General features: G+C 52.2%; 15 protein-coding genes. 10 read left to right on the forward strand and 5 right to left on the reverse strand.

All coding sequences use genetic code 11. From position 1 onward, the window contains the following. Positions 1–15: 15 nt before the first annotated feature. The 7 genes from IAG03_RS00380 to IAG03_RS00410 all read left to right on the forward strand — a co-directional run bounded on the left by IAG03_RS00380 (position 16) and on the right by IAG03_RS00410 (position 11,673). Positions 16–2,757: a CDP-glycerol glycerophosphotransferase family protein gene (locus IAG03_RS00380; RefSeq protein ID WP_249317667.1), complete on the forward strand. Its 2,742-nt coding sequence runs from the start codon at positions 16–18 to the stop codon at positions 2,755–2,757. 21 nt (positions 2,758–2,778) lie between these two features. Further along, positions 2,779–4,434 carry a CDP-glycerol glycerophosphotransferase family protein gene (locus tag IAG03_RS00385; protein WP_249317669.1) on the forward strand — a complete coding sequence of 552 codons (1,656 nt, stop codon included), beginning with the start codon at positions 2,779–2,781 and terminating at the stop codon, positions 4,432–4,434. Positions 4,435–4,797: 363 nt separating this feature from the next. Next, positions 4,798–6,372 (forward strand): phosphoenolpyruvate carboxykinase (ATP), encoded by a 1,575-nt coding sequence (gene pckA, locus IAG03_RS00390; RefSeq protein WP_249317670.1) that lies wholly within the window; start codon positions 4,798–4,800, stop codon positions 6,370–6,372. 110 nt (positions 6,373–6,482) lie between these two features. Beyond that, on the forward strand, positions 6,483–7,517 hold the full coding sequence (add, locus tag IAG03_RS00395) for an adenosine deaminase (protein ID WP_249317671.1): 1,035 nt from the start codon (positions 6,483–6,485) through the stop codon (positions 7,515–7,517). Positions 7,518–7,921: 404 nt separating this feature from the next. Continuing rightward, positions 7,922–10,120 carry an anaerobic ribonucleoside-triphosphate reductase gene (gene nrdD / locus IAG03_RS00400; RefSeq protein ID WP_249317673.1) on the forward strand — a complete coding sequence of 733 codons (2,199 nt, stop codon included), beginning with the start codon at positions 7,922–7,924 and terminating at the stop codon, positions 10,118–10,120. Positions 10,121–10,135: 15 nt separating this feature from the next. Continuing rightward, complete coding sequence (gene nrdG / locus IAG03_RS00405) at positions 10,136–10,684, forward strand: anaerobic ribonucleoside-triphosphate reductase activating protein (protein WP_249317674.1); 549 nt, start codon at positions 10,136–10,138, stop codon at positions 10,682–10,684. Between the two features lie 86 nt (positions 10,685–10,770). Continuing rightward, positions 10,771–11,673 carry a DMT family transporter gene (locus IAG03_RS00410; protein ID WP_249317675.1) on the forward strand — a complete coding sequence of 301 codons (903 nt, stop codon included), beginning with the start codon at positions 10,771–10,773 and terminating at the stop codon, positions 11,671–11,673. Between the two features lie 111 nt (positions 11,674–11,784). On the opposite strand, the gene dgoD is transcribed toward IAG03_RS00410, so the two are convergent. Together dgoD and IAG03_RS14465 are read right to left on the reverse strand one after the other, a co-directional pair. After that, positions 11,785–12,792 carry a galactonate dehydratase gene (gene dgoD, locus IAG03_RS00415; protein ID WP_430472419.1) on the reverse strand — a complete coding sequence of 336 codons (1,008 nt, stop codon included), beginning with the start codon at positions 12,790–12,792 and terminating at the stop codon, positions 11,785–11,787. Further along, positions 12,777–12,932, reverse strand: a complete 156-nt coding sequence (locus IAG03_RS14465) for a hypothetical protein (protein WP_430472420.1) — start codon at positions 12,930–12,932, stop codon at positions 12,777–12,779. The genes dgoD and IAG03_RS14465 overlap by 16 nt, the downstream gene beginning before the upstream one ends. A 169-nt stretch (positions 12,933–13,101) precedes the next feature. On the opposite strand from IAG03_RS14465, the gene spoIIID reads away from it, so the two are divergent. Further along, positions 13,102–13,377 (forward strand): sporulation transcriptional regulator SpoIIID, encoded by a 276-nt coding sequence (gene spoIIID, locus IAG03_RS00420; protein WP_249317676.1) that lies wholly within the window; start codon positions 13,102–13,104, stop codon positions 13,375–13,377. A 97-nt stretch (positions 13,378–13,474) separates the two neighbouring features. After that, positions 13,475–13,915 carry a glycerol-3-phosphate cytidylyltransferase gene (gene tagD, locus IAG03_RS00425; protein WP_249317678.1) on the forward strand — a complete coding sequence of 147 codons (441 nt, stop codon included), beginning with the start codon at positions 13,475–13,477 and terminating at the stop codon, positions 13,913–13,915. Positions 13,916–14,079: 164 nt separating this feature from the next. Here tagD and IAG03_RS00430 read toward each other — a convergent pair whose 3' ends face one another. Next, positions 14,080–16,515 carry a CDP-glycerol glycerophosphotransferase family protein gene (locus tag IAG03_RS00430; RefSeq protein ID WP_249317679.1) on the reverse strand — a complete coding sequence of 812 codons (2,436 nt, stop codon included), beginning with the start codon at positions 16,513–16,515 and terminating at the stop codon, positions 14,080–14,082. Positions 16,516–16,634: 119 nt separating this feature from the next. On the opposite strand from IAG03_RS00430, the gene IAG03_RS00435 reads away from it, so the two are divergent. Continuing rightward, the gene (locus IAG03_RS00435; RefSeq protein WP_249317681.1) at positions 16,635–17,357 is read left to right on the forward strand and encodes an NAD-dependent protein deacylase; all 723 of its coding nucleotides are present in this window, start codon (positions 16,635–16,637) and stop codon (positions 17,355–17,357) included. 611 nt (positions 17,358–17,968) lie between these two features. Here IAG03_RS00435 and IAG03_RS00440 read toward each other — a convergent pair. Together IAG03_RS00440 and IAG03_RS00445 are read right to left on the reverse strand one after the other, a co-directional pair. After that, positions 17,969–18,274 (reverse strand): hypothetical protein, encoded by a 306-nt coding sequence (locus tag IAG03_RS00440; protein ID WP_249317682.1) that lies wholly within the window; start codon positions 18,272–18,274, stop codon positions 17,969–17,971. A 120-nt stretch (positions 18,275–18,394) separates the two neighbouring features. Then, the gene (locus IAG03_RS00445; RefSeq protein WP_249317683.1) at positions 18,395–21,151 is read right to left on the reverse strand and encodes a glycoside hydrolase family 2 protein; all 2,757 of its coding nucleotides are present in this window, start codon (positions 21,149–21,151) and stop codon (positions 18,395–18,397) included. Positions 21,152–21,183 lie beyond the last annotated feature (32 nt).

Here is a 21,183-nt window from a genome sequence, read left to right on the forward strand (position 1 = left end):
AAAGAGGGGTCCATCATGCCAGCTTCACAAAATCCGATTCATTTTTCTGTCATCTGCTATGCTTCTAAATCGGATGCCGCCATTGCAGAGTCTTTGGCAAGCATCCAAAACCAAACCGTCGGATTCCAGCGCATCCAGCTGATTTTAACCGGCGCGCGGCTTTCGGAAACAGAGCAAGCTGTTTATACGCAATATCAGCAGGCGCATCCGAATCAGGTTCTCCTGCTTTCTGAGCCCTACGAAACCGCAGCGCAGGCCTTTAACGCCGCATTGCCAAAGGCTGTCGGCGGATTTGTTTATTTCATGGAAACAACCGACTGCATCAGCAAAACGTTGTTTGCCAAATGCCTGGAAGCGGGACGCGGAACGCGTTCGAATCTGTTTCTCTTCCCTGCTGTTTTGAAAAAGCCGGGCAATCCGCTTGCAAAGCCGCATACGCTCTGCCGGCAGTACCCCAAAACAGAAGGGCTGGTCGATCTGGATTTTGATTATCATCAGATTCCGGTCGGCGTGAAAAACGTGATTTTCCCGCGGCAATTTCTCACCGGTGCTGTTTTCCAAGAGTCTCTGCGCTACTATAGCCTGCAGGATTTTACGCTTCGCATTCTGATGGATCACGCCAAGGATCTTTTCCTGGTGCATGGGCAGTGTACCTATACCGTCCCGATGGAAGACGATATCGGAAATCTCGACGCATTCTATAAAGAATGGTATTTTGATACCATCACCGCATTCTGTGCGCCGCTGCTCAAGGACGCCAGACAAAAGTTCGGCATCATTCCGGCTTTTCTGCAATTTGCGGCGCTCTATTATACCCAGTGGCCCTTCCTTTGCAATATGAACCTGCGCAATAAAAACATCCTCCTGGGCGATGATCTGGAGGCCTATAAAGCCGATTTGCTTGCCCTTTATCAGGACATCGACGATGAAATCATCGTAAACACCAAAAAAGTGCGGGCGAACAAAATCAGCACCAGCCTTGCAAAAGTTCTTCTGGAACTTAAACACAAAGAGGAGCCGGACGCGACGCACTATGTTTATATGAAAAACAATGTTGTCGCTGCCTATGAAGAGGCTGCCCTGGAAACACTTCGGGACGAATTTCTCTACATTCACAATTTTGAATGCCTGGACGGCCGCTATGAGCTCGACGTCGCATTTAATGACGTACTCGACCCCAGCCGCTACACGATTTACGCGGAAATGAATCAGAAGCAGTATCCCCTGCAGCCGAACACCTGGTATTCTCTTACGAAATTCTTCGGCGTCGCCGCGCATAAGCGCCACACCTTCCACGTCTCGATCCCGCTTCGCGAAAATGCGTCGCGCCAGACACTGGTGTTCTATCTCGTCTTTGACAAAAAGGTCAAAATTGCTTTGCGGCTTGCTTTTCCGGCAAGTCACGCGCGGCTTGCAAAGTCTCCGCGGTACTCCTACTGGTACCACGACCACTATTTGACCTATTGCAAACGGAATACCATTGTGACCATTCCTGCAAAAAAGCGCTTCCTGATCAAGCGGGAGCTGCTTTACTGCATCAACGCCATTGCGGTCAAGAAGAAAGAAGGCCTCAAGCTTTCCTGGATCCGTCTTTGCTACTGGATCACACGGCCCTGGTATCAAAAACAGCGCATCTGGCTGGCATTTGACAAACTGTTCAAGGCCGGCGATAACGGTGAATATTTCTATCGGTATGCTTCCGAACAGAAATATGACGGCATCCGGAAGTATTATGTCATCAACGATCAGAGCGTCGATCAGAAGCGTCTGCTCTCTCTCGGATACCATCCTTTAAAAACCGGATCCCTCAAGCACTATTTGACATTCCTGAACGCGGACATTGTCTTTTCCACCCACGCTTCCGTGTTCTATCATAACTTCGGGCCGATGGGACAATATCTGCGCGGTCTCGTTAAATTTGAAAATGTGACGCTGCAGCACGGTCTGACCGTCCAGAAACTGGCGCTGAGCATGAACCGCGTCCACGATAACCTCAAGCGGTATTATTGTGCGTCCCGGTATGAAATCGAAAACCTCAGCCGCCCGATTTACGGATACTCGGATTGCCCGGAAAAAACGTTAAAGCTGACCGGCGTTGCCCGCTACGACGGCCTGACCAACCGCGATCACAAAGAAATCCTGATTACGCCGACCTGGCGGATGGGGCTTGTTTTGCCGCGGGAATCGAACGATGCGCCGCCGCCGTACAACCCGGCATTCCGTTCCAGCAGCTACTACCGCGTCTACAATCAGCTGATCAACGACCCGACGCTGATTGAGGCAGCCAAAAAATACGGCTATCGGATTACTTATCTTGTCCATCCGACGGTCAGCATCCAGATCGACGATTTTGACCGCAATGATTACGTTCAGATTGTCGCCGCAACTGCGGATACCAATTACGAAAAAGTGCTCTCCGAAGCAAGCCTGATGGTCACAGACTATTCCGGCGTGCAGTTTGACTTCGCCTATATGCGCAAGCCGGTGGTGTATTACCACCACACCGACATTCCGCCGCACTATGAAGAGGGCTGCTTCTATTATGATACCATGGCCTTCGGCGAGATCTGCAAAAATCACGACGAAATGGTCAAAACGCTCATTTCCTACATGGAGACAAACTGCGCCATCAAGCCGCAGTTTAAGGCGCGGATTGACGACTTCTTTGCCTACGACGATCACAACAACTGTGAGCGGATTTATCAGGACGCGCTTGCATTCCAGCAGGAAATCGACGCGCGAAAAAAACAGAAATAAGAACTGGTATGGTGAACTATCATGTGTGAATCGGAACACTGCCTGCAACCCCATGCGGAACTGCTGATCCGTAAAATTGAATGGGACCGAATCTATCTTTATTGGGAGCTTTCTGTCCCGACGGTGCTCAGCGGCTGTTCCTTCTGTCTCTGGGAACCGAATACAAAACAGAAAATTCCCTGTGAGATCGCTGCACGGGAAGAGGAATTTGTGCGGCTGGTTTTAAACATTACAAACTATGGAAACCGCGCACCGGTTCCGAACGGCGCGTTCCGTCTCTGCGCAGAAACCGGTACAGATTTGGTTCCTGCCAAAGTCGATTTTGCTGTGGCCAAAGCGTTCCCCTCGCTGGAACGCGTCTTTCGCTATTTCCGCCGGACACGTGCGCTGACGCTGACATTTATGCTTTCAGAAAATGACGTGGAGCCGTTTTTTGTCCTGGAAGTCTACGACATGAAATGCGTCCCGCAAACACCGCAGCCGCTTTCTGTGCATCTCCGGGCGTTTCCCGGCGCGCTGAAAAACGCGCTCAAAAGCATCGATAAAGCTTGTATTTCCGTTCTCTTCCGGCTCTTTACGCTTCTGCGCAGGCGCAGCGGCAACCACGTTCTCTTTGCCTCCAACGCGTCCCAGTTGAACGGCAATCTGGAAGCCATCCACAGCCGGATGCTGCAGCGCGGACTTGCGCAAACCTTTTCCATCCGGGTGGAATGCGGCGTTCCGTATGGAATTTCGCTGCGCGTGCAGCCTCGCCTGATTCGGTTTCTCTTTCAGGCGGCCGGCAGCAATTACATTTTTATTGACGGCTATTACCGCATTTTCAATTTGATTTCTCTTCCGAAGAATACCAAGCTGATTCAGGCGTGGCACGCCGGGTGCGGCTTTAAGGCCATCGGGTACAGCCGGTTTGGATTTTACGGTTCTCCCCCGCTCGTACATGTCTGCCATCGCGACTATACGTATGTTCTGACCGGTTCCAAAAATATCGCCGGTCACTTTGCGGAAGCCTTTGGTATTGAAAAAAAATGCATTCTCCCGACCGGACTGCCGCGGATTGACGCCTTTCTTGATCCGGAGCGCAGAGCGCGCTTTACTGCAGAATTTTTTGAAACCTATCCGCAGTGCCGGCAAAAGCAGGTCATCCTCTTTGCGCCGACCTTCCGCGGGCGCGGGCCGTCCGACGCCTATTATGACTATCAGCTTCTGGACTTCGATCGTCTCTATGAATTCTGCGGAGACAACGCGGTCATCCTGTTTAAAATGCATCCCTTTGTCAAAGAACCGGTTCCCGTTCCGGCAGCTTATGCAGACCGTCTGCTGGTTCTCGATTCCTCGTTCTATATCAACGATCTGTTTTATGTCAGCGATCTGCTGATTACAGATTATTCTTCAAACATCTATGATTTTTCGCTCATGCGCCGGCCGATGCTCTTCTTCGCCTATGACGAGGAAGTCTACTCGACGACGCGGGGGTTCCACCGTCCTTACGAGGAAACGGCACCCGGAAAAATCTGCCGGAGTTTTGAAGAACTGCTGACGGCGCTCCAGAACAAGGACTACGAAACCGAAAAGCTCGACGCTTTTCTGCCGCATCATTTTGACTATATCGATCAGGGCGCTTCCGATCGCGCCATTGACTGGATTCTGCTCGGAAAAATGCCGGCGGAATACCGATAAAAACTTGACCAAAAAAAGTTTATGTTCTGCCCTTTGTGTATTTTGAATTTAGAAAAACATCACACTGTTTTTTCTGTCATAGAAAATCGAATGGGTGGATAGACAAAATTTTCAAAAATGCGTTCTATCCTCTTGCGTATCGGCAGCGATCGTTGTATGATTGCTTTGGTGGAGAAAGATTCTTTGGGATCCAATTATCTGCCCGGTTGTCTCATCATCTTTGCCTGTACACTCCCAAACTCGGCCTGTTTCCGGCACCGGTCGCGACAAGCGTTCCTTTCACGGTCGGAAATTCCAGAAACCTCCGTCAAACCGGTTTGGGCGATGTATGATAAAACCTATTGAAAACTGGAGGGATCCAACATGAAAACATTAACCGCTTTGGAACTCGGGATTGCCGGAGACGGCACCGTATACCGCAATCTGGCCGTTCCTTCTCTGGTGGAAGAGGCGCTCTTCAGAGGTGAAGGCCGTCTTTCCGACACAGGAGCCCTTGTGGTAGAAACCGGTAAATACACCGGCCGCAGCCCTGACGATAAATTCATCGTTGACACGCCGGCCGTACATGACGAGATCGCCTGGGGCAAAATCAATGTCCCGATTGAGGAGAGCAAATTCTCCGCGATCAAAGCGAAAATGCTCGCGTATCTGCAGAACCGTGATCTGTTCGTTTTCGACGGTTTTGCCGGCGCTGACCCGAAATACAGACAGCGCTTCCGCATTGTCAATGAGCTCGCCAGCCAGAATCTCTTCATTCATGAACTGCTGATCCGTCCGACCAAAGAAGAGCTCGAAGATTATGAGCCGGATTACACCGTCATCGCTGCACCGGGCTTTAAGTGCATCCCCGGAGTGGACGGCGTCCACAGCGAGGCGGCAATCATCATCAACTATGAAACACATGAAGTTCTGATCGCCGGAAGCGGATACTCCGGAGAAATCAAAAAGAGCGTCTTCTCCGTGATGAACTATGTTCTTCCGAAAAAAGGTCTGCTCTCCATGCACTGCTCCGCCAATATCGGCGATGACGGCGACAGCGCCGTGTTCTTCGGCCTCTCCGGCACCGGTAAGACCACCCTTTCTGCTGACCCTGCCCGTAAGCTGATTGGCGACGATGAGCACGGCTGGTCGGATGACGGCATCTTCAACATCGAAGGCGGCTGCTATGCAAAGTGCATCGGCCTCGAGCGTGAACATGAGCCGGAAATCTACGATGCAATTAAATTCGGCACGCTGCTTGAAAACGTCATTGTCGACGACGACGGCAAGCCGGATTATGCCGACGGCTCTCTGACTGAGAACACCCGTGCCGGCTATCCGATTGACTATATCCCCAACGCTGCAATTCCCGGCGTCGGCGGACAGCCCAAGACCATCATCTTCCTGACAGCAGATGCATTCGGCGTTTTGCCTCCGATCGCAAAGCTGGACAATGATATGGCCATGTATCACTTTGTTTCCGGTTACACCAGCAAATTGGCCGGAACCGAACGCGGCATCACCGAACCGGTAACGACATTCTCGACGCTGTTCGGCGCACCGTTCTTCCCGCTGAATCCGTCCGTCTATGCGACGATGCTCGGCGAAAAGCTGAAGAAAACCGGCGCCAACGTATTCCTCGTGAATACCGGCTGGTGCGGCGGCGCTGCCGGAACCGTTCCGAGAATGAAACTCAAATACACCCGTGCAATGGTCTCTGCTGCACTGGCAGGCGAACTGAACGATGTCGAGTACGAGCTCGATCCGATCTTCAATGTCAACATTCCGAAGTCCTGCCCGAATGTGCCGGCAGAAATCCTGAATCCGCGCAACGTCTGGAAGGATCAGGCCGCATATGAGCAGTCCGCAAAAAACCTTGCTGCGAAATTTGCGGAGAACTTCGCGAAGAAGTATCCGGATATGCCGAAAAACATCGTAGAAGCCGGTCCGAAAGCATAAGGTTTCGAACGCGGAATCTTTCATCTTTTCAAAGCCGGAACAGCAGGAGCGTCTCTCCTGCTGTTCCTTTTTTGCGAAAAATACTGTTTTCGAAAGGAGGAATCCGGAACATGGTGGAACTGCATCTGCACCTGGACGGTTCTCTGGAGCCATCCGAAATTTTGACGCTTGCGGCGAAAAGCAGGACACCGCTCCCCACGCAGGACCCGGAAGCGTTGCGCCGGCTGCTTACCGTCGAAAAAGGCTGCCGCAGCCTCGGCGAATATCTGCAAAAATTTGCACTTCCGCTTTCCGTGCTGCAATCGGAAGAGACGATCGAAGCCGCTGTTTCCATGCTGCTTGACCGGCTGCATCGCCTCGGACTCCTCTATACAGAAATCCGCTATGCGCCGCAGCTCCATCGAAAAAACGGCCTGTCACAAGAACAGGTCGTCCAAGCCTCCATCCGCGGCCTGCAAACCGGGATTGCCAAAACCGGAATGCCCGCGCAGCTCATTCTTTGCTGCATGCGCGGCGGAAGCGAGCAGGAAAACCGGGAAACCGCCGCGCTTGCGCGAGCCTATCTCGGTGCAGGTGTCTGCGCGCTGGATCTCGCCGGAGATGAAGCGCGGTTTCCGACAGCCTCTTTCCGCGCGCTCTTTGCAGAGGCGCAGAAAGCCGGGGTTCCCTTTGTCCTGCACGCCGGAGAAGCCGCCGGCGCGGACAGTGTGCGCTGTGCGCTGGAAATGGGCGCCAAACGGATTGGCCACGGGATCCGCTCCGTAGAGGACCCGGCTGTGTTGGCGCTGCTTCGGGATGCCGGCACCGTACTGGAAACCTGTTTTTCCAGTAACCTGCAGACCTGTGCGGTTCGTTCTGCGGAAGCATACCCCCTTCCGCTCTTTTTGCGGGAAGGCATCGCCGCAACACTTTGCACGGACAACAGTACCGTTTCCGGAACTGATTTGCGGCAGGAATACCGCCGCGTTCAGCGCGCCTGTCAGCTGCAGAAGGATCAGCTCCTGCAGCTTGCACAAAACGCGGTAAACGGCGCTTTTCTCGAGCCCAAAGCCAAAGCTGCCCTTTCCGCGAAAGTCGAAGAAGCATTTCCGCTCTGGCTCGAAGCCGAACCGGCTGTTCACATTTCCGGAGCGGACGTCATCTGACGCCTCCCAAAATAGCCGCCGTGCGCACCCGGCAAACGGCCGCCATCATTCGGCGTCCAGCCTTTTAAAAAATTTTTTTGTGGTTTGCAGGCAGGAAGTGCATCCAAAAATAAGCTGTATTTTTTTCGCAAGCCGGTCTCAAAAAGCAGGTTTTTCCAGGCCTTTCGCCGTTTTCTCGTGATACTACATCTTGTATTTTCCAATATTTGCACACGCACTTTTCTCCCAAGATGTAGGGCGAGCAGCCAATTTGGGGCTGGACAAATCGGGTTTCAGCGAGTATAATAATTAAACAGCCCCGCTATATCTAAGCGGTCATTCAAACCAAGTAAAAACATAAAATGCCGGCAACAGCGATCCTGGACCGGCAATCCGCATTTAAAAAGAAAGGGGGATTTTTCGGTATGAAAATCATTAAACGCAATGGCTCCGAAGCAGATTTCGATATCTCCAAGATTATGGTGGCGATCAGCAAAGCGAATGACACTGTCGACGAGTCGATCCGCATGACGCACATGCAGATTCAGCGCATTGCGCAGAGCGTCGTACTCAGCTGCGAACAGCTTGGCCGTTCCCCCAGCGTGGAGGAAGTCCAGGACATGGTCGAAAAGCAGATCATGGCGCACGGCGCGTTTGAGGTTGCAAAAAGCTACATTACCTATCGCTATACGCGCACGCTCGTCCGGCAGTCCAATACGACAGACGACAAAATTTTGAGTCTCATTGAATGCAACAACGAAGAGGCTAAGCAGGAAAATTCCAACAAAAACCCGGTCGTCAACTCCACCCAGCGCGACTACATGGCAGGAGAGGTTTCCCGTGATATTACGAACCGGATTTTGCTGCCGAAAGAAATTGTGGACGCGCATAACGAGGGAATCATTCATTTCCACGATACCGACTATTTTGCGCAGCACATGCATAACTGCGACCTGGTAAACCTGGAGGACATGCTGCAAAACGGCACCGTGATCACCGGGACGCTTATCGAACGGCCGCACAGCTTTTCGACCGCCTGCAATATCGCAACCCAAATCATCGCACAGGTTGCATCCAACCAGTACGGCGGCCAGTCGATTTCCCTGGCGCATCTTGCGCCTTTTGTCGATGTCTCCCGTCAGAAAATCCGCCGTCAGGTGGAAGCGGAAATCTCTGAGATCGGTGCAGACGTCAGCGAAGAGACCGTTTCCAACATTGTAGAAAAACGTCTGCGCGAAGAAATCCGCCGCGGTGTACAGACCATTCAGTATCAAGTCGTCACTCTGCTGACCACAAACGGACAGGCTCCGTTTGTCACCGTGTTTTTGTATCTCGGAGAAGCCAAAAACGAACAGGAGAAAAAAGACCTGGCGCTGGTCATTGAAGAGACCCTTCTGCAGCGTTATGAAGGCGTAAAGAACGAAAAAGGCGTCTGGGTAACGCCGGCATTCCCGAAGCTGATCTATACACTGGAAGAAGACAATATTTACCCCGATTCCCCCTACTACTATCTGACAGAGCTTGCCGCAAGATGTACGGCACGCCGGATGGTTCCGGACTATATTTCCGCCAAAAAGATGATGGAGCTCAAAGGCGACGTCTACACCTGCATGGGCTGCCGTTCGTTCCTGACGCCGGATCGCTTTACAGACGCCGGCATCGGCAACATCGCCAACGCCGGCAACTACGAGCCGGGCAAACACAAGTATTACGGCCGCTTCAATCAGGGCGTCGTCACGATCAATCTGCCCGATGTGGCGCTTTCCTCCGGCGGAAACATGGAAAAATTCTGGAAGATTTTCGATGAACGTCTGGAGCTCTGCCACAAAGCGCTGCAATATCGGCACAACCGGCTCAAGGGTACGCTTTCCGATGCAGCCCCGATTCTCTGGCAATACGGCGCCTGTGCGCGTCTGAAGAAGGGCGAACCGATCGACAAGCTGCTCTATAACGGGTATTCCACCATTTCTCTCGGCTATGCCGGGCTTTATGAGTGCGTCAAATACATGACCGGCAAAAGCCATACCGACCCCACTGCAACGCCTTTTGCACTGAACATCATGCAGTATATGAACGACAAATGCAAAGACTGGAAGGCAGCGGAGAATATTGATTACTCCATCTATGGCACACCGCTGGAATCCACCACCTATAAATTTGCGAAATGTCTGCAAAAGCGCTTCGGCATCATTCCGGGCGTGACAGACAAAGGCTACATCACCAACTCCTATCACGTCCATGTGACAGAAAAGATCGACGCTTTCAGCAAACTTGGGTTTGAGGCGCAGTTCCAGCACCTTTCGCCGGGCGGCGCAATCAGTTATGTCGAAGTTCCGGACATGCAGAACAACCTAGAAGCGGTTTTGCAGGTCATGCGGTTTATCTACGACAACATCATCTACGCGGAGCTCAATACCAAAAGCGACTACTGTCAGAAATGCGGCTGGGACGGCGAGATCGAAATCCGGGAACAGGACGGAAAACTGGTATGGACCTGCCCGCAGTGCGGGAACCAGGATCAGGATACCATGAATGTGGCGCGCCGCACCTGCGGTTACATCGGCACACAGTATTGGAACCAGGGCCGTACGCAGGAGATTAAGGATCGGGTGCTGCATCTGTAAGGAGAATGGGGCACGATGTATTATAGCGAAATCAAACAAACAGACATTGCAAACGGCGTTGGCGTTCGCGTCACGCTGTTTGTTTCTGGTTGTACAAGACATTGCAAGGGCTGTTTTAATCCGGAAACCTGGAGCTTTTCAAACGGTCTTCCCTTTACTGCGGAAACCGAAGAACTGCTCCTGCAGGCGCTTAAGCCCAGCTATATCGGCGGGCTGACGCTGCTCGGCGGAGAACCCATGGAACCTGCCAATCAGGCGGCGCTGCTGCCTTTTATCCGCCGGGTCAGGGCATGCTATCCGGAAAAAGATATCTGGTGTTATACCGGCTGCATCTTAGAGCACGATTTGCTGCCCGGAGGCGCTTATCATTGCGACGCAACCGACGAGTTGCTGCACTGCATCGATGTTTTGGTCGACGGCGCGTTTGAAGAAGAAAAGAAGGATTTGCGGCTGGTGTTCCGCGGTTCTTCCAACCAGCGTCTCATCGATATGCGCGCAACGCAGAACACCGGATACCGGGAAATCTGCCTGTACCAGCTCCCGCATATGCTGCGCCCTCGATAAGCGTACGGTTTCGCTTCGATCGCCCCTTGATCCCGAACTGCGCAAATGCGTGTTTCCCTCTATTTCGATAAAAGGAGCTTCTCTCCATGCCAAAGACACGTTCCGGCGCACTCTGTATTCTTGCGGCATCCCTTTTGTTCAGTACCGGCGGAATTCTGATTAAGCTCATCCCCTGGTCCGCGCTTGCCATCAACAGCGCACGGTGCTTCTTGGGTGCAATTGTCATCGGGATTTATATGGCGATCCGAAACCATCGTCTCGCTTTGCGCGGACCGGTTTTGATCGGCGCAATTTGTATGGCCGGAACAGTTACCCTGTTTACCATGGCAACCAAAATGACCACAGCGGCCAACGCGATTGTCCTGCAATACACCGCTCCGATTTTTGTCATGCTCTTTTTGTGGGTGTTTTATCACCAAAAACCCAGGCGGGCGGATTTTATCACCTGCCTGTTTGTTCTTTTGGGCATTATATGTTGTTTTCTGGAGAGTTTTTCCTCCGGAAACATTGCCGGAGACATTGTCGCAATTCTTGCCGGAATCTCGTATGCCGGTGTCTGCATGCTCAATGTTTCCCCAAAAGCAGACGCACTTTCTTCGATTCTTCTCGGCCAGCTTCTCGGCGCGCTGGCGGGGCTTCCCGCACTTTTTCGGGAAGCCGACTATCGCCCGCAGCCGATGCTCTGCCTGTTGGCGCTCGGCGTTTTGCAGGTCGGGCTTGCCTATGTTTTCTTCAGTGAGGGACTTCGTTCCACGCCGCCGGTGGCCGTTTCGCTGATCTGCGGTATCGAACCGGTACTCAATCCGCTTTGGGTTGCCATTTTTTATCGGGAACATCTCGGTGTGCTCGCCATTGTCGGCGCGGCCATCGTTCTGGTTTCCATTCTCACCTACCAGTTTCGCCATTCGGCTCCCAAAAGTTCAAACATCCCGCAAACCAGTCCGCCGAATCAGCCTTGCGATCCGGCAAATTTGAAAGAATCTTCATAAAAAGGAATCCCCCTGCCACAACCGTTCGGCACCGGGTTCCATGTAAAATTCATGGAACCCGGCCGTAAGCGTTGTAGCAGGGGGATTGTGCATTCCTTCAAAACGAACCCATTACCACTCTGCAATGGTTCCGTCGAAATTGCGCCAAACCGGATTTTTCCAGGAATGGCCCTTTTGCGCAAGTTCGCGTACCTTCTCTTCGTTGACAGTAATTCCAAGACCGCTGCCTTTCGGGACAGAAATGAATCCATTCTGATAGACGAAAACCGTCGGATCGGAAAGATAATCCAGAATATCGTTGCCCTGGTTATAATGAATGCCGAGGCTTTGCTCCTGAATAAAGACATTCGGCGTACAAACATCAACCTGCACACAGGCTGCCAGCGCAATCGGCCCGAGCGGACAGTGCGGCGCAACGGCCACATCGTAGCATTCCGCCATCGACGCAATCTTTTTGACCTCGCTGATTCCGCCGGCGTGAGAAAGGTCCGGCTGCAGGATATCCACATAACAGGATGCCAGAACCTGTTTAAAATCCCACCGGGAAAACATCCGCTCTCCGGTCGCAATCGGCGTTGCGACGCTGCCCGCAATCTCCCGCAGGGCTTCCAGATTTTCCGCAAGCACCGGTTCTTCAATAAACATCGGACGGTACGGCTCCAGTTCCTTCGCCAGAATTTTAGCCATGGACTTGTGCACTCGCCCATGGAAATCCACCGCAACCTCCAGCGCATTGCCGAATCGTTCGCGCAGCGCCGCCAGGCGTGCTGTGGCTGCATCAATCTTGTCGTAGCTGTCGATATAGTGCAGCTCCTCTGTCGCGTTCATTTTAACGGCAGAAAACCCCTGCGCGACCTTTTCCTCTGCGGCCTTGACAATATCCGACGGGCGGTCTCCGCCGATCCAGCTATAAACCTTGAGTTTTTCCCGGCATGCTCCGCCGAGAAGTTCATAAATCGGCGCGCCATAAAATTGGCCTTTGATATCCCAAAGCGCCTGATCGACACCCGCAAGCGCGCTCATCAGAATCGGTCCGCCGCGGTAAAAACATGCTCGGTAAATCGTCTGCCAAAGATCTTCGATCCGCATCGGATCTTTTCCGATCAGATATTCCCGCACTCTTCGACTGCAGCACGTACGGTGTCGGCGTGTCCCTCGATAACCGGTTCTCCCCAGCCGCACAGACCGCTGTCGGTTTCCAATTTTAAGAACAGCCAGCGCGGCGGAACTTTGTAGAGTGTCATCCCGGTAATTTTCATAAAATGTCCCCCGATTTCTTTCATATTCCCTCTATAATGATAGTTTACCTGCAATGCGCCTTGCTGTCAATCCCCGCCTTTTCTTGTTTGTTCCGTGCTTCCTTTCGCATATTGCCGCCCGTAAAAAGCATATACATGGAACAACAAGTACCGGGAGGCGAACAACGAAATGAAAGGTGCGATCCATGAGAATTCCCATTTTGTAGAGGAACGCGCGGTGGAACTCGGCGCATATATCCTGCAGACCAACGCAACCGTCCGCGTTGCGGCTAAAAAATTCGGCGTCAGCAAATCGACCGTTCACAAAGATGTTTCAGAGCGTCTGAAATATGTCAATCCGCAGCTGTATCGGGAGGTCAAATCCGTTTTGGAGGTCAACAAGGCGCAGCGCCATATCCGCGGCGGAATGGCAACCAAGCTCAAATATAAAGGAAAAGCGGAATAGGATACGGATTCTTCCGTTTTCAAATTGATAAACCGGCGAAAACGTGTTATGATAACAGCATGAGATGCCGAAACCCGGCTGACAGAGGGAGTAGTGTATGAAAAGAGTCCTGACATACGGCACATTTGATCTTTTACATTACGGGCATATCCGCCTGTTAAAGCGGGCACGAGCGCTCGGCGACTATCTGATTGTCGGCCTGTCCACTGATGAATTCAATGCCATTAAGCATAAAAAAGCATTTCACAATTATGAAACCCGCAAGCTGATGCTGGAATCGATTCGATATGTCGATCTGGTCATTCCGGAATGCACCTGGGAACAGAAAATCGATGATGTCCTGACCTACAAGGTCGATATCGTCGTGATGGGCAGTGACTGGGCTGGCAGCGACAAGTTTGATTATCTAAAAGATTACTGCGAGCTGGTTTATCTGGATCGGACAGAAGGCGTCTCCACTTCCCAGATTAAAGAAGAACTGGGACTGACGTGGACAGGGCCGAAAAACGGCGTACCGTCTGCGGAACCGCAGAAATAAGCCTGACAGAATCGCCTATACCGGCGCAGCGCGCACAAAGCGGCATCGGACGCGCGCAATAAATACCACAAGGAAATATTGCAAACCGGAGTGCTCCTGCAAAAGCAGGAACGCTCCGGTTTTTTGTTTCAGATTTCCCGGGTGAAGGAATAGAACGGGCACGGTCAGGATTCTGCAAACAGCGCTTCCCATTCCTGGAGTGCCTGACGGTTAAAGGCTTCCGGATCAAACGTGCGCATATCCGGTAATTTTCCGTCTGCGGCATCTTTCATAGCGGCCGCAAGTCCGGAGACCGTTTTCGGCGTCAATACGCCATAGCCCTGGGATAAAAACGCGCGCGGCCCTTCAATTTCAGTTGCAAGCACTGTTTTTTTCAAAACAAGCGACTCTAAAATTGTAACCGGAAGGCCTTCGTAATCCGATGACAGGACGAAAGTATCGCACGCGGCAAGAATCGGAAAGACGTTGCCGAGAGAGCGGAGGATTGCAATCTTAGCGGCACAGGCAGACTGTTCCGCCTGTTTGCAGACTTCTCCATAAGCAGGCCCATAGCCGCCGATCAGGATGAGAAAACAATCCGGCGTCGTTCTGCAAACGCGCTCAAACGCTTCGATCAGGCGATCCAGCCGCTTTTCCGGAGAAAAGCGCGCAATACTGATGAACCGGTGTATGCCCGGACGCTTTAGCTGTGCCTGTAACGCTTCCTGTGAAAGGGTGCTCTCCGTGTCCGGATCAAACCGCAGCGGAAGCAACGCGCACCGCCGGATTTCCGCAGCGTCGATCGGATTGTGCGCCAAAGCCAGTTTTTTCGCCGCCTGCGGATATAAAAGCTCTTTCTGCATGCCCTCCCGGATGGCAACCAGCCGGTCGAAGCACCGGTATGCCGTCTCCACAGATGGCAGATGCAGATTTCCCTTCTGCTTCGCCTCTGCCGCCAGATTGCTGTGCAGATAAATGAGCTTTTTCCCTTTCATTCTAGAAAAAAGCTGCATGATTTCCCGTTCATATCCAGAGTAGTGAATTTCTGCTGAAAACGTACAGCCCGGAAACAGCCGATCGATTTCCCGACGATAGACCCGTTCGAAGCTTTTTTGTACCCACCACGGTTCCCGATTGCCGTAAAAATAGACCGCGCGGCAAAACAAATCCCAATAGGAGAGCACCTTTGCCCCTTGGATCACCATGTAGTTCCACGCTGAAAACTGCATAATCGCCGATTTGTTTTTTTCTACACCGCGCGCATGAAAAAGTAAAATCACTTCGCGTTTTTCACGATCGATCAGCGACAGCAGCGATTGCAGCGCCGCGGTAATCCCGTTCTTTTGCAGAGATCCGGCAAACAGCAGCACTTGTTCTTTGCCGCTTCCGTAAGCATCGCCGTCTATCCGTTCCATTCCCTCCGCAACACCATCTCCGAATACCAGGCGGCATAGCCGTGCGGCAGCATCCGCATCCTGCCGTTCCGTATAGGGACGCATGGCTTCCTGATAGGCCGGCGCCGGGCATTGCTGGATCAGCGCACACAGCGCTTCCGGCGTCTCTGCACGCGGAAACGGGAAATCCTCCAGATGCAAATACATTCCGCGCGCGGCAGCGTATTCGGCAGCATCCTCGCAGTATAACAGAATCGGACGGCCGGTTACGGCAAAATCGAACAGGACGCTGGAATAATCCGTAATCAAACAATCTGTTGCTGCAAGAAATGCATAGGTCTCATAGTCCTCTGGAAACGGCTTGACCCGCTGAAACTGTGCAAACGGAACCGATCCGCGGTCCAAATTGTGCAGTTTTGTAAACACCAGAGTGTTTTCGGGAAGCGTTCGGTCCAGCTGTGCAAGGAGATTGGCGATCCGATCTGCCGCCGCGGGATCCCTTCGGCGCAGCGTTCCGCGCCAAGTCGGCAGATAGGCGTAAATTTGTTTCCCCTCGAATCCACAGGCCATTCGGATCCGACGGCGCAGTTCCGGCTGGAAAAAGACCGCATTGCGCGGGTATCCGGAAAGCACGTATTGCCCGTGGTAAAGGGAATCGAGCATATACGCCCGGCGCATGATTTCAAATGTAAACCGGTTTGGATACAATAGATAATCCGCCATCAGAAAATTCCGCTGGGTATTGCCGAGTTCGTTCGGCGCATTTCGGATATCCCTCCCCAACGTTTTCAGCGGCGTTCCGTGCCAGGTATTGAGATAAATTTGGCCCTTGCGTTTGATCAGATACGTTGGAAACGTCGCATTATTGACCAGATATTCCGCCCGCGCTAAAAGCCTGCAATACCGGCGCGAATGAATCGGCACAACCGGAATCTGCTGCAGGCCCGCGTACCGCAATTCTGCACATACATGTGCCTGTGCCTGTCTGGAAGATGCTACAAAGAGCGAAAGATGGGCATATTCCGGCTTTTGGAACAATTCGAGCAACAAATAGTAGACATTTCCGCTGATGCTGCTCCCGGCATAAGACTCCAGAAGAACCGTATTTTTGAGAAGTGGTTTCTGCGACTGCCGATGATATCGAAACCGTGCGCGCTGCCACGGATTTCGAAAAATTTTCCAAACCTTTTTCCGTTTTGCCCAAAGGGTTTTCCAGTTTGCTGCCATTTTGCATCCTCCCCAGCCGTTCTTTATCGGTATTGTTCTGAGAAGCAGAAAAAATATACCTGCATCTAGCCCAAAGCGGCAAAAATGATGTATACTAAAGGAAGAAAGGAAGCGGTGTTATGATTTCCGGATTGGATCAGCTGCAAAAATGGATTGCAGAAAGCAAGCACATCGTGTTTTTTGGCGGTGCAGGTGTCTCAACCGAAAGTGGGATTCCGGATTTCCGCAGCGAGGACGGCCTTTACCGGCTGCAATATTCCTATCCGCCTGAGACCATTTTGAGTCATACCTTTTACAGAAAAGAGCCGGAAATCTTTTTCCGTTTCTATCGGGAAAAAATTCTGCATCCGGAAGCAAAACCCAACGCAGCACATAAAAAACTTGCAGAACTGGAAGCTGCCGGGAAACTTTCCGCCATCATCACCCAAAATATTGACGGCCTGCACCAGGCCGCCGGAAGCCGCTGCGTTTATGAACTGCACGGCAGCGTCCTGCGCAATTATTGCGAAAAATGCCACCGCGCCTTTTCAGAAGAAACGATTTTGCATGCTTCCGGCATTCCAAAATGTCCCTGCGGCGGAACGATTAAGCCCGACGTCGTGCTCTATGAAGAGAGCCTCGACCAAAAAACGCTTACCGGCGCAGCCAATGCAATCTCCAACGCCGATCTTTTGATCGTCGCAGGTACTTCTCTCGCAGTCTATCCTGCTGCAGGGCTGCTGAATTTTTACACCGGATCCCGGTTGGTTTTGATCAATAAAAGTGCAACACCGGCCGACCATCGGGCGGATCTTATCCTGCACGCACCGGTCGGAGAAGCGCTCGGCGCCATGCAGATCTGACCACTTTGGTGCAGTCGCTTTTCGCGCGCCTTTGCCGCCGCTTTGCCAGACAGGCTTTGTGCATTTCAATTTGCGTACTGAACGTGTTCCCATTGGCAAATACCCCCTGTTTGATCTTTTCTGACTTTTTTCGCCAATATGGAATTTCCTACAAAAAAAGCAAAATACAACTATTTGCACCTTGTTTTGCCATTTTTGTAGAAATTTTATTCTATATTCTATAGACAAGCACCCACCTTGTATGGTAATATTAAATAACTTTTTTAAAAGTTTTCTATTTTCAAAAAATCAAAGGGGGTGTTTTCTGACGTTCTACTCCGAAAAGGTGGACAAAACGGTGATCTTGTATCTTTGTGCCAAGAACAAGTTCTCCAAAGAACAGACCGAACAATTGATGAACGCTTTTACGTCCACCAAAAAGGCCGTTTTGCAAAACCTAAAATGTTCCGGCCAAATTTGAACGCTTGCTGGGACGCCGCCATTCTGGGGCGTCCTCGTAGGCTCAGGGGCCTTCTTCTCCATCGGCTGCATAAGTTTTCTCCAGTTACTCTGTCCTTGTAAGAAAGGCGGAGCTTTTTTTATGGGGTTTTGAGAGAGGCACAGGGCTTTTTTCAAGGTTTCATTTTTTGCAACGTCCTGATTTCTCGGTTTTTCTTGTATTCTGGTTCCGTTTTTCCAAAACAGTATCCACTCTTTAAAAACCGGCAAACCAAAACCCACGCAAATAAAAAATGGTCCTCAAAGCCGGAAAGACTTCCGCTTTGAGGGCCATTTTCAATTTGTTTATCCTGCCGCTGATTGACAAAGGCGGATATGGGGTCTGGCGGGCAGAACTGCGCCAGTTGGGGGATTTGCCACAAAATTTTCTGTGGGCTTTTCCCTGCCATTTCTGCTAAAACGCGGCTTGCACCTGCCAAAAACAAACTCTCAAGTCATTTTAAAAACGCAGGTGACCGGGCTACCCGCCAAGCGGAAATGGGCAAAAAGCGCCGGAAAAACATGCTGGAGACGCGCTTCCCCTTACGAAAAAATGGTTTTCATTCCGCATTCCAAGCAGAAACCGTGATACCATCTGCACAGTTGACCGAAACGATTTTGCTCTCGCCAGCATTCAGCCAGAAGACATTGTCTGACACGGTAAACTGATCTGCATAACCCGGTCTGGAAAGCTCTACACCGACCGCCGGAAGCATTCCGGTATTGCGCACTGTTACCGCTTTGCCTTCTGTAGAAATTGTCAGCGTTGTTTTGGGCAGCTTAAACAGGCACCCCTTCTCGTTTTCAAAGTTGAACCAGTAGAACGTCCGGTCTGCCAGCACGCCGTCCTTCCAGACTTCGGTTGTCAAGAGAAGCGGACAGGTATCCGTTTCCGAATATTTCAGCATCAGTTCTCCCACTGCAGCCGGTGCCGCAAGGCTGCCGGTTCCGGTAAAGGACGCCTCCCGGATGGATTTGAGTGTTTTATCAAACGCCGCGATCCGGACTTCCCAATTGGACCCTGCAAGCGCATCCGCGTCATCGAGCAGAAACACTTCAAAGGTTGTCGGCGTTCCGCGCATGTTCAGCGTCTTCGGCAAAACACAGGCGTGCAGCGGTGCAAATGCATCCTGGAAAATATAGTGTCCGATTTTCGGCGCGCCGTACCAGTCCACACAGGCCCAGGAAGCCGCCGGGAAGTTGTCGTTCATTTTGTAATAGAGCGCACCGGCACAATCCGGCCAGCGCACACGCGCACGCTCCAGCGTATGCCGGATTCCCGTTGCCTGCGAAAGCTGGGAAGCAAAGATAAATTGCCGCATATCATACGTTTCGGGCAGGAAATAGCCCGCATACTGCGTCAAACGGGAAATATCATCTGCGGTTCCAAAAATCGGCGTGTGATAGGCAAAGACTTCTCCGGCATGCGGCGGCGGACAGGAAAGCTCCTCTTCCGGCAGGTAGCGCGCTATGGATTCGTAGCACGGTACGCAGGCAAGCCCAAACTCACCGAAGAAGTCGGAGGTCAGCGTTGTGTTAAAGTCCAAAGCTTCGCGACCCCACCAACACTGGTAGTTGTGGGTGGAACCGCCCCAGCCTTCTCCGCGATGGAATGGGCGGGTTCCGTCCAGTTCAATGCTATATCTGCCCATCATGTCAATTTCATCCCCAAACGGATTCGGAGATTCATTGCCTGCTCCCCACATGGCCAGCGCCGGAGAATTGCGCAGGCGCAGGGTATTCAGGCGGATCGTCTCCTCCATGATCGCATAGGGCTGCTGCAGATGGCTGTCCCAGGCAGTCGGCCATTCCTGAATGATCAGGATGCCGTAACGGCTGCACAGCTCATAGAAATCATCGGTTTCCGGCATTCCGCTGCCCCAGGCGCGCATCATCTGGATATGCTGCATCTGTGCCAAATGGATCAGCCGCGCATAACGCTCCCGTGAAAAATCCATCAGCGGATCCATGGTACACCATCCGGTTCCCTTAATAAAGCAGGGTTTGCCGTTGATGATAAAGGTCCAGTTGTATTTATCCTCACGCGGACCGGCAGGCAGCGGCTCCATGGTTACGGTGCGGATGCCAAACAGGATTTCCTTGCGGTCTCCCCGCCCGTTTGCGGGGGTAAACCGCAAAACCAGGCGGTAGAGATTTTGTTCGCCGAGATCATTCGGCCACCAGAGTTTCGGGTTTGGAATTCGGAAAGCATAAACGGCCTTCTTCTCAGGCGCATCCATCACAATCCGGCGGGTAAACCGATACGATTCCCCTTCAAAATTGTCCGGAACAATGGCTGCTTCCAAAACGCCTTCCCGCGCAGAAAAAGAAACCTGCAGGCGCATTTCGCCATTCTCCGCATCTACGGTTGCAAGGAACGGATCCGGCATTTCCACTTCCGGAACCGCTTCCAGACAGACACTCCGCCAGATTCCCAAAGAGGGCAGGTTGGAATAATGCCAGCCATAGACATTGTTAAAGACAACGGTATCTTTCCAGCTTTCGTTATTGGCAGGATTCGGCGTCGTATCCTGCATCAGCGCATCCGGCGCCGGACGGAAGGGGATTGCTTCGAGCTTCACAATCAGCGTGTTGTGCGCTTTCAGCAACGCCGTTACGTCGTATTCCGGCCCGCCGAACATGCCCTCATGTTCGCCAAGCAGCGTGCCGTTAAGCCAAATGCTGCAACGGTTGCAGATTCCGCCAAATAAGAGGCGGGCCTGCTGCATCGGCGTTTCACAGGAAAACTCTTTTTTCATCCACCAAACTTTAAAGCTTTCTTCCCGTGCTAAAATCTGGTTCTTTCCAACGGTCGGATCCGGAAGGCGTCCTGCCTTCACGAGCGCGCTATGTACGCTGCCCGGCACGACCGCCGGAATCGCACCGTCCCAAGCGCCGCAAAGACGGCCGTTCGTCTCTCCGCCGCTGACCATCTCCCACGTTCCGTCAAGCGAAATCTGCACAGCATCGTCCGCATCGTTTGCCGCACCCGGGGTCAAATCTACCCACTCCGGTTCGGTGTCAAACGGCGCGCGTCCGGCATGAAAGCTTTCGCGGTCAATCTCATCGAGCGATTTCCGGCTTGCTGCTTCGGGGACAACCTGATCAAGCGGACCGTTCAAATCCGCAAGAATTGCTTCCGCTTTTTCCGGCGTCATGCCGAACACCGGCGGATTCAGTGTTTCCTCCAGTGTCTGCCGAAACACCATTCCAAAATTCTGCATCATTTCCGCATACCGGATATGTTTTTGCAGAACGCGCCGCCCTTTTTCGGTTGCGGCGATCTCTCCCATTGTAGAACGGTAACGATACTGCATATTGTCGTTCCTCCTATTTGTTCGGTATTTAA

Source organism: Yeguia hominis (assembly GCF_014384705.1).
GTDB lineage: Bacteria > Bacillota > Clostridia > Oscillospirales > Acutalibacteraceae > Yeguia > Yeguia hominis.

Excerpts from the sequence above, each read along its gene's own strand:
- spoIIID (WP_249317676.1), top strand. The coding sequence starts at position 13,102 with ATGAAAGGTGCGATCCATGAGAATTCCCATTTTGTAGAGGAACGCGCG.
- IAG03_RS00380 (WP_249317667.1), top strand. The coding sequence starts at position 16 with ATGCCAGCTTCACAAAATCCGATTCATTTTTCTGTCATCTGCTATGCT.
- nrdD (WP_249317673.1), top strand. The coding sequence starts at position 7,922 with ATGAAAATCATTAAACGCAATGGCTCCGAAGCAGATTTCGATATCTCC.
- IAG03_RS00435 (WP_249317681.1), top strand. The coding sequence starts at position 16,635 with ATGATTTCCGGATTGGATCAGCTGCAAAAATGGATTGCAGAAAGCAAG.
- IAG03_RS00430 (WP_249317679.1), bottom strand. The coding sequence starts at position 16,515 with ATGGCAGCAAACTGGAAAACCCTTTGGGCAAAACGGAAAAAGGTTTGG.
- add (WP_249317671.1), top strand. The coding sequence starts at position 6,483 with ATGGTGGAACTGCATCTGCACCTGGACGGTTCTCTGGAGCCATCCGAA.
- tagD (WP_249317678.1), top strand. The coding sequence starts at position 13,475 with ATGAAAAGAGTCCTGACATACGGCACATTTGATCTTTTACATTACGGG.
- IAG03_RS00385 (WP_249317669.1), top strand. The coding sequence starts at position 2,779 with ATGTGTGAATCGGAACACTGCCTGCAACCCCATGCGGAACTGCTGATC.
- pckA (WP_249317670.1), top strand. The coding sequence starts at position 4,798 with ATGAAAACATTAACCGCTTTGGAACTCGGGATTGCCGGAGACGGCACC.
- IAG03_RS00410 (WP_249317675.1), top strand. The coding sequence starts at position 10,771 with ATGCCAAAGACACGTTCCGGCGCACTCTGTATTCTTGCGGCATCCCTT.
- IAG03_RS14465 (WP_430472420.1), bottom strand. The coding sequence starts at position 12,932 with ATGAAAATTACCGGGATGACACTCTACAAAGTTCCGCCGCGCTGGCTG.
- IAG03_RS00445 (WP_249317683.1), bottom strand. The coding sequence starts at position 21,151 with ATGCAGTATCGTTACCGTTCTACAATGGGAGAGATCGCCGCAACCGAA.
- nrdG (WP_249317674.1), top strand. The coding sequence starts at position 10,136 with ATGTATTATAGCGAAATCAAACAAACAGACATTGCAAACGGCGTTGGC.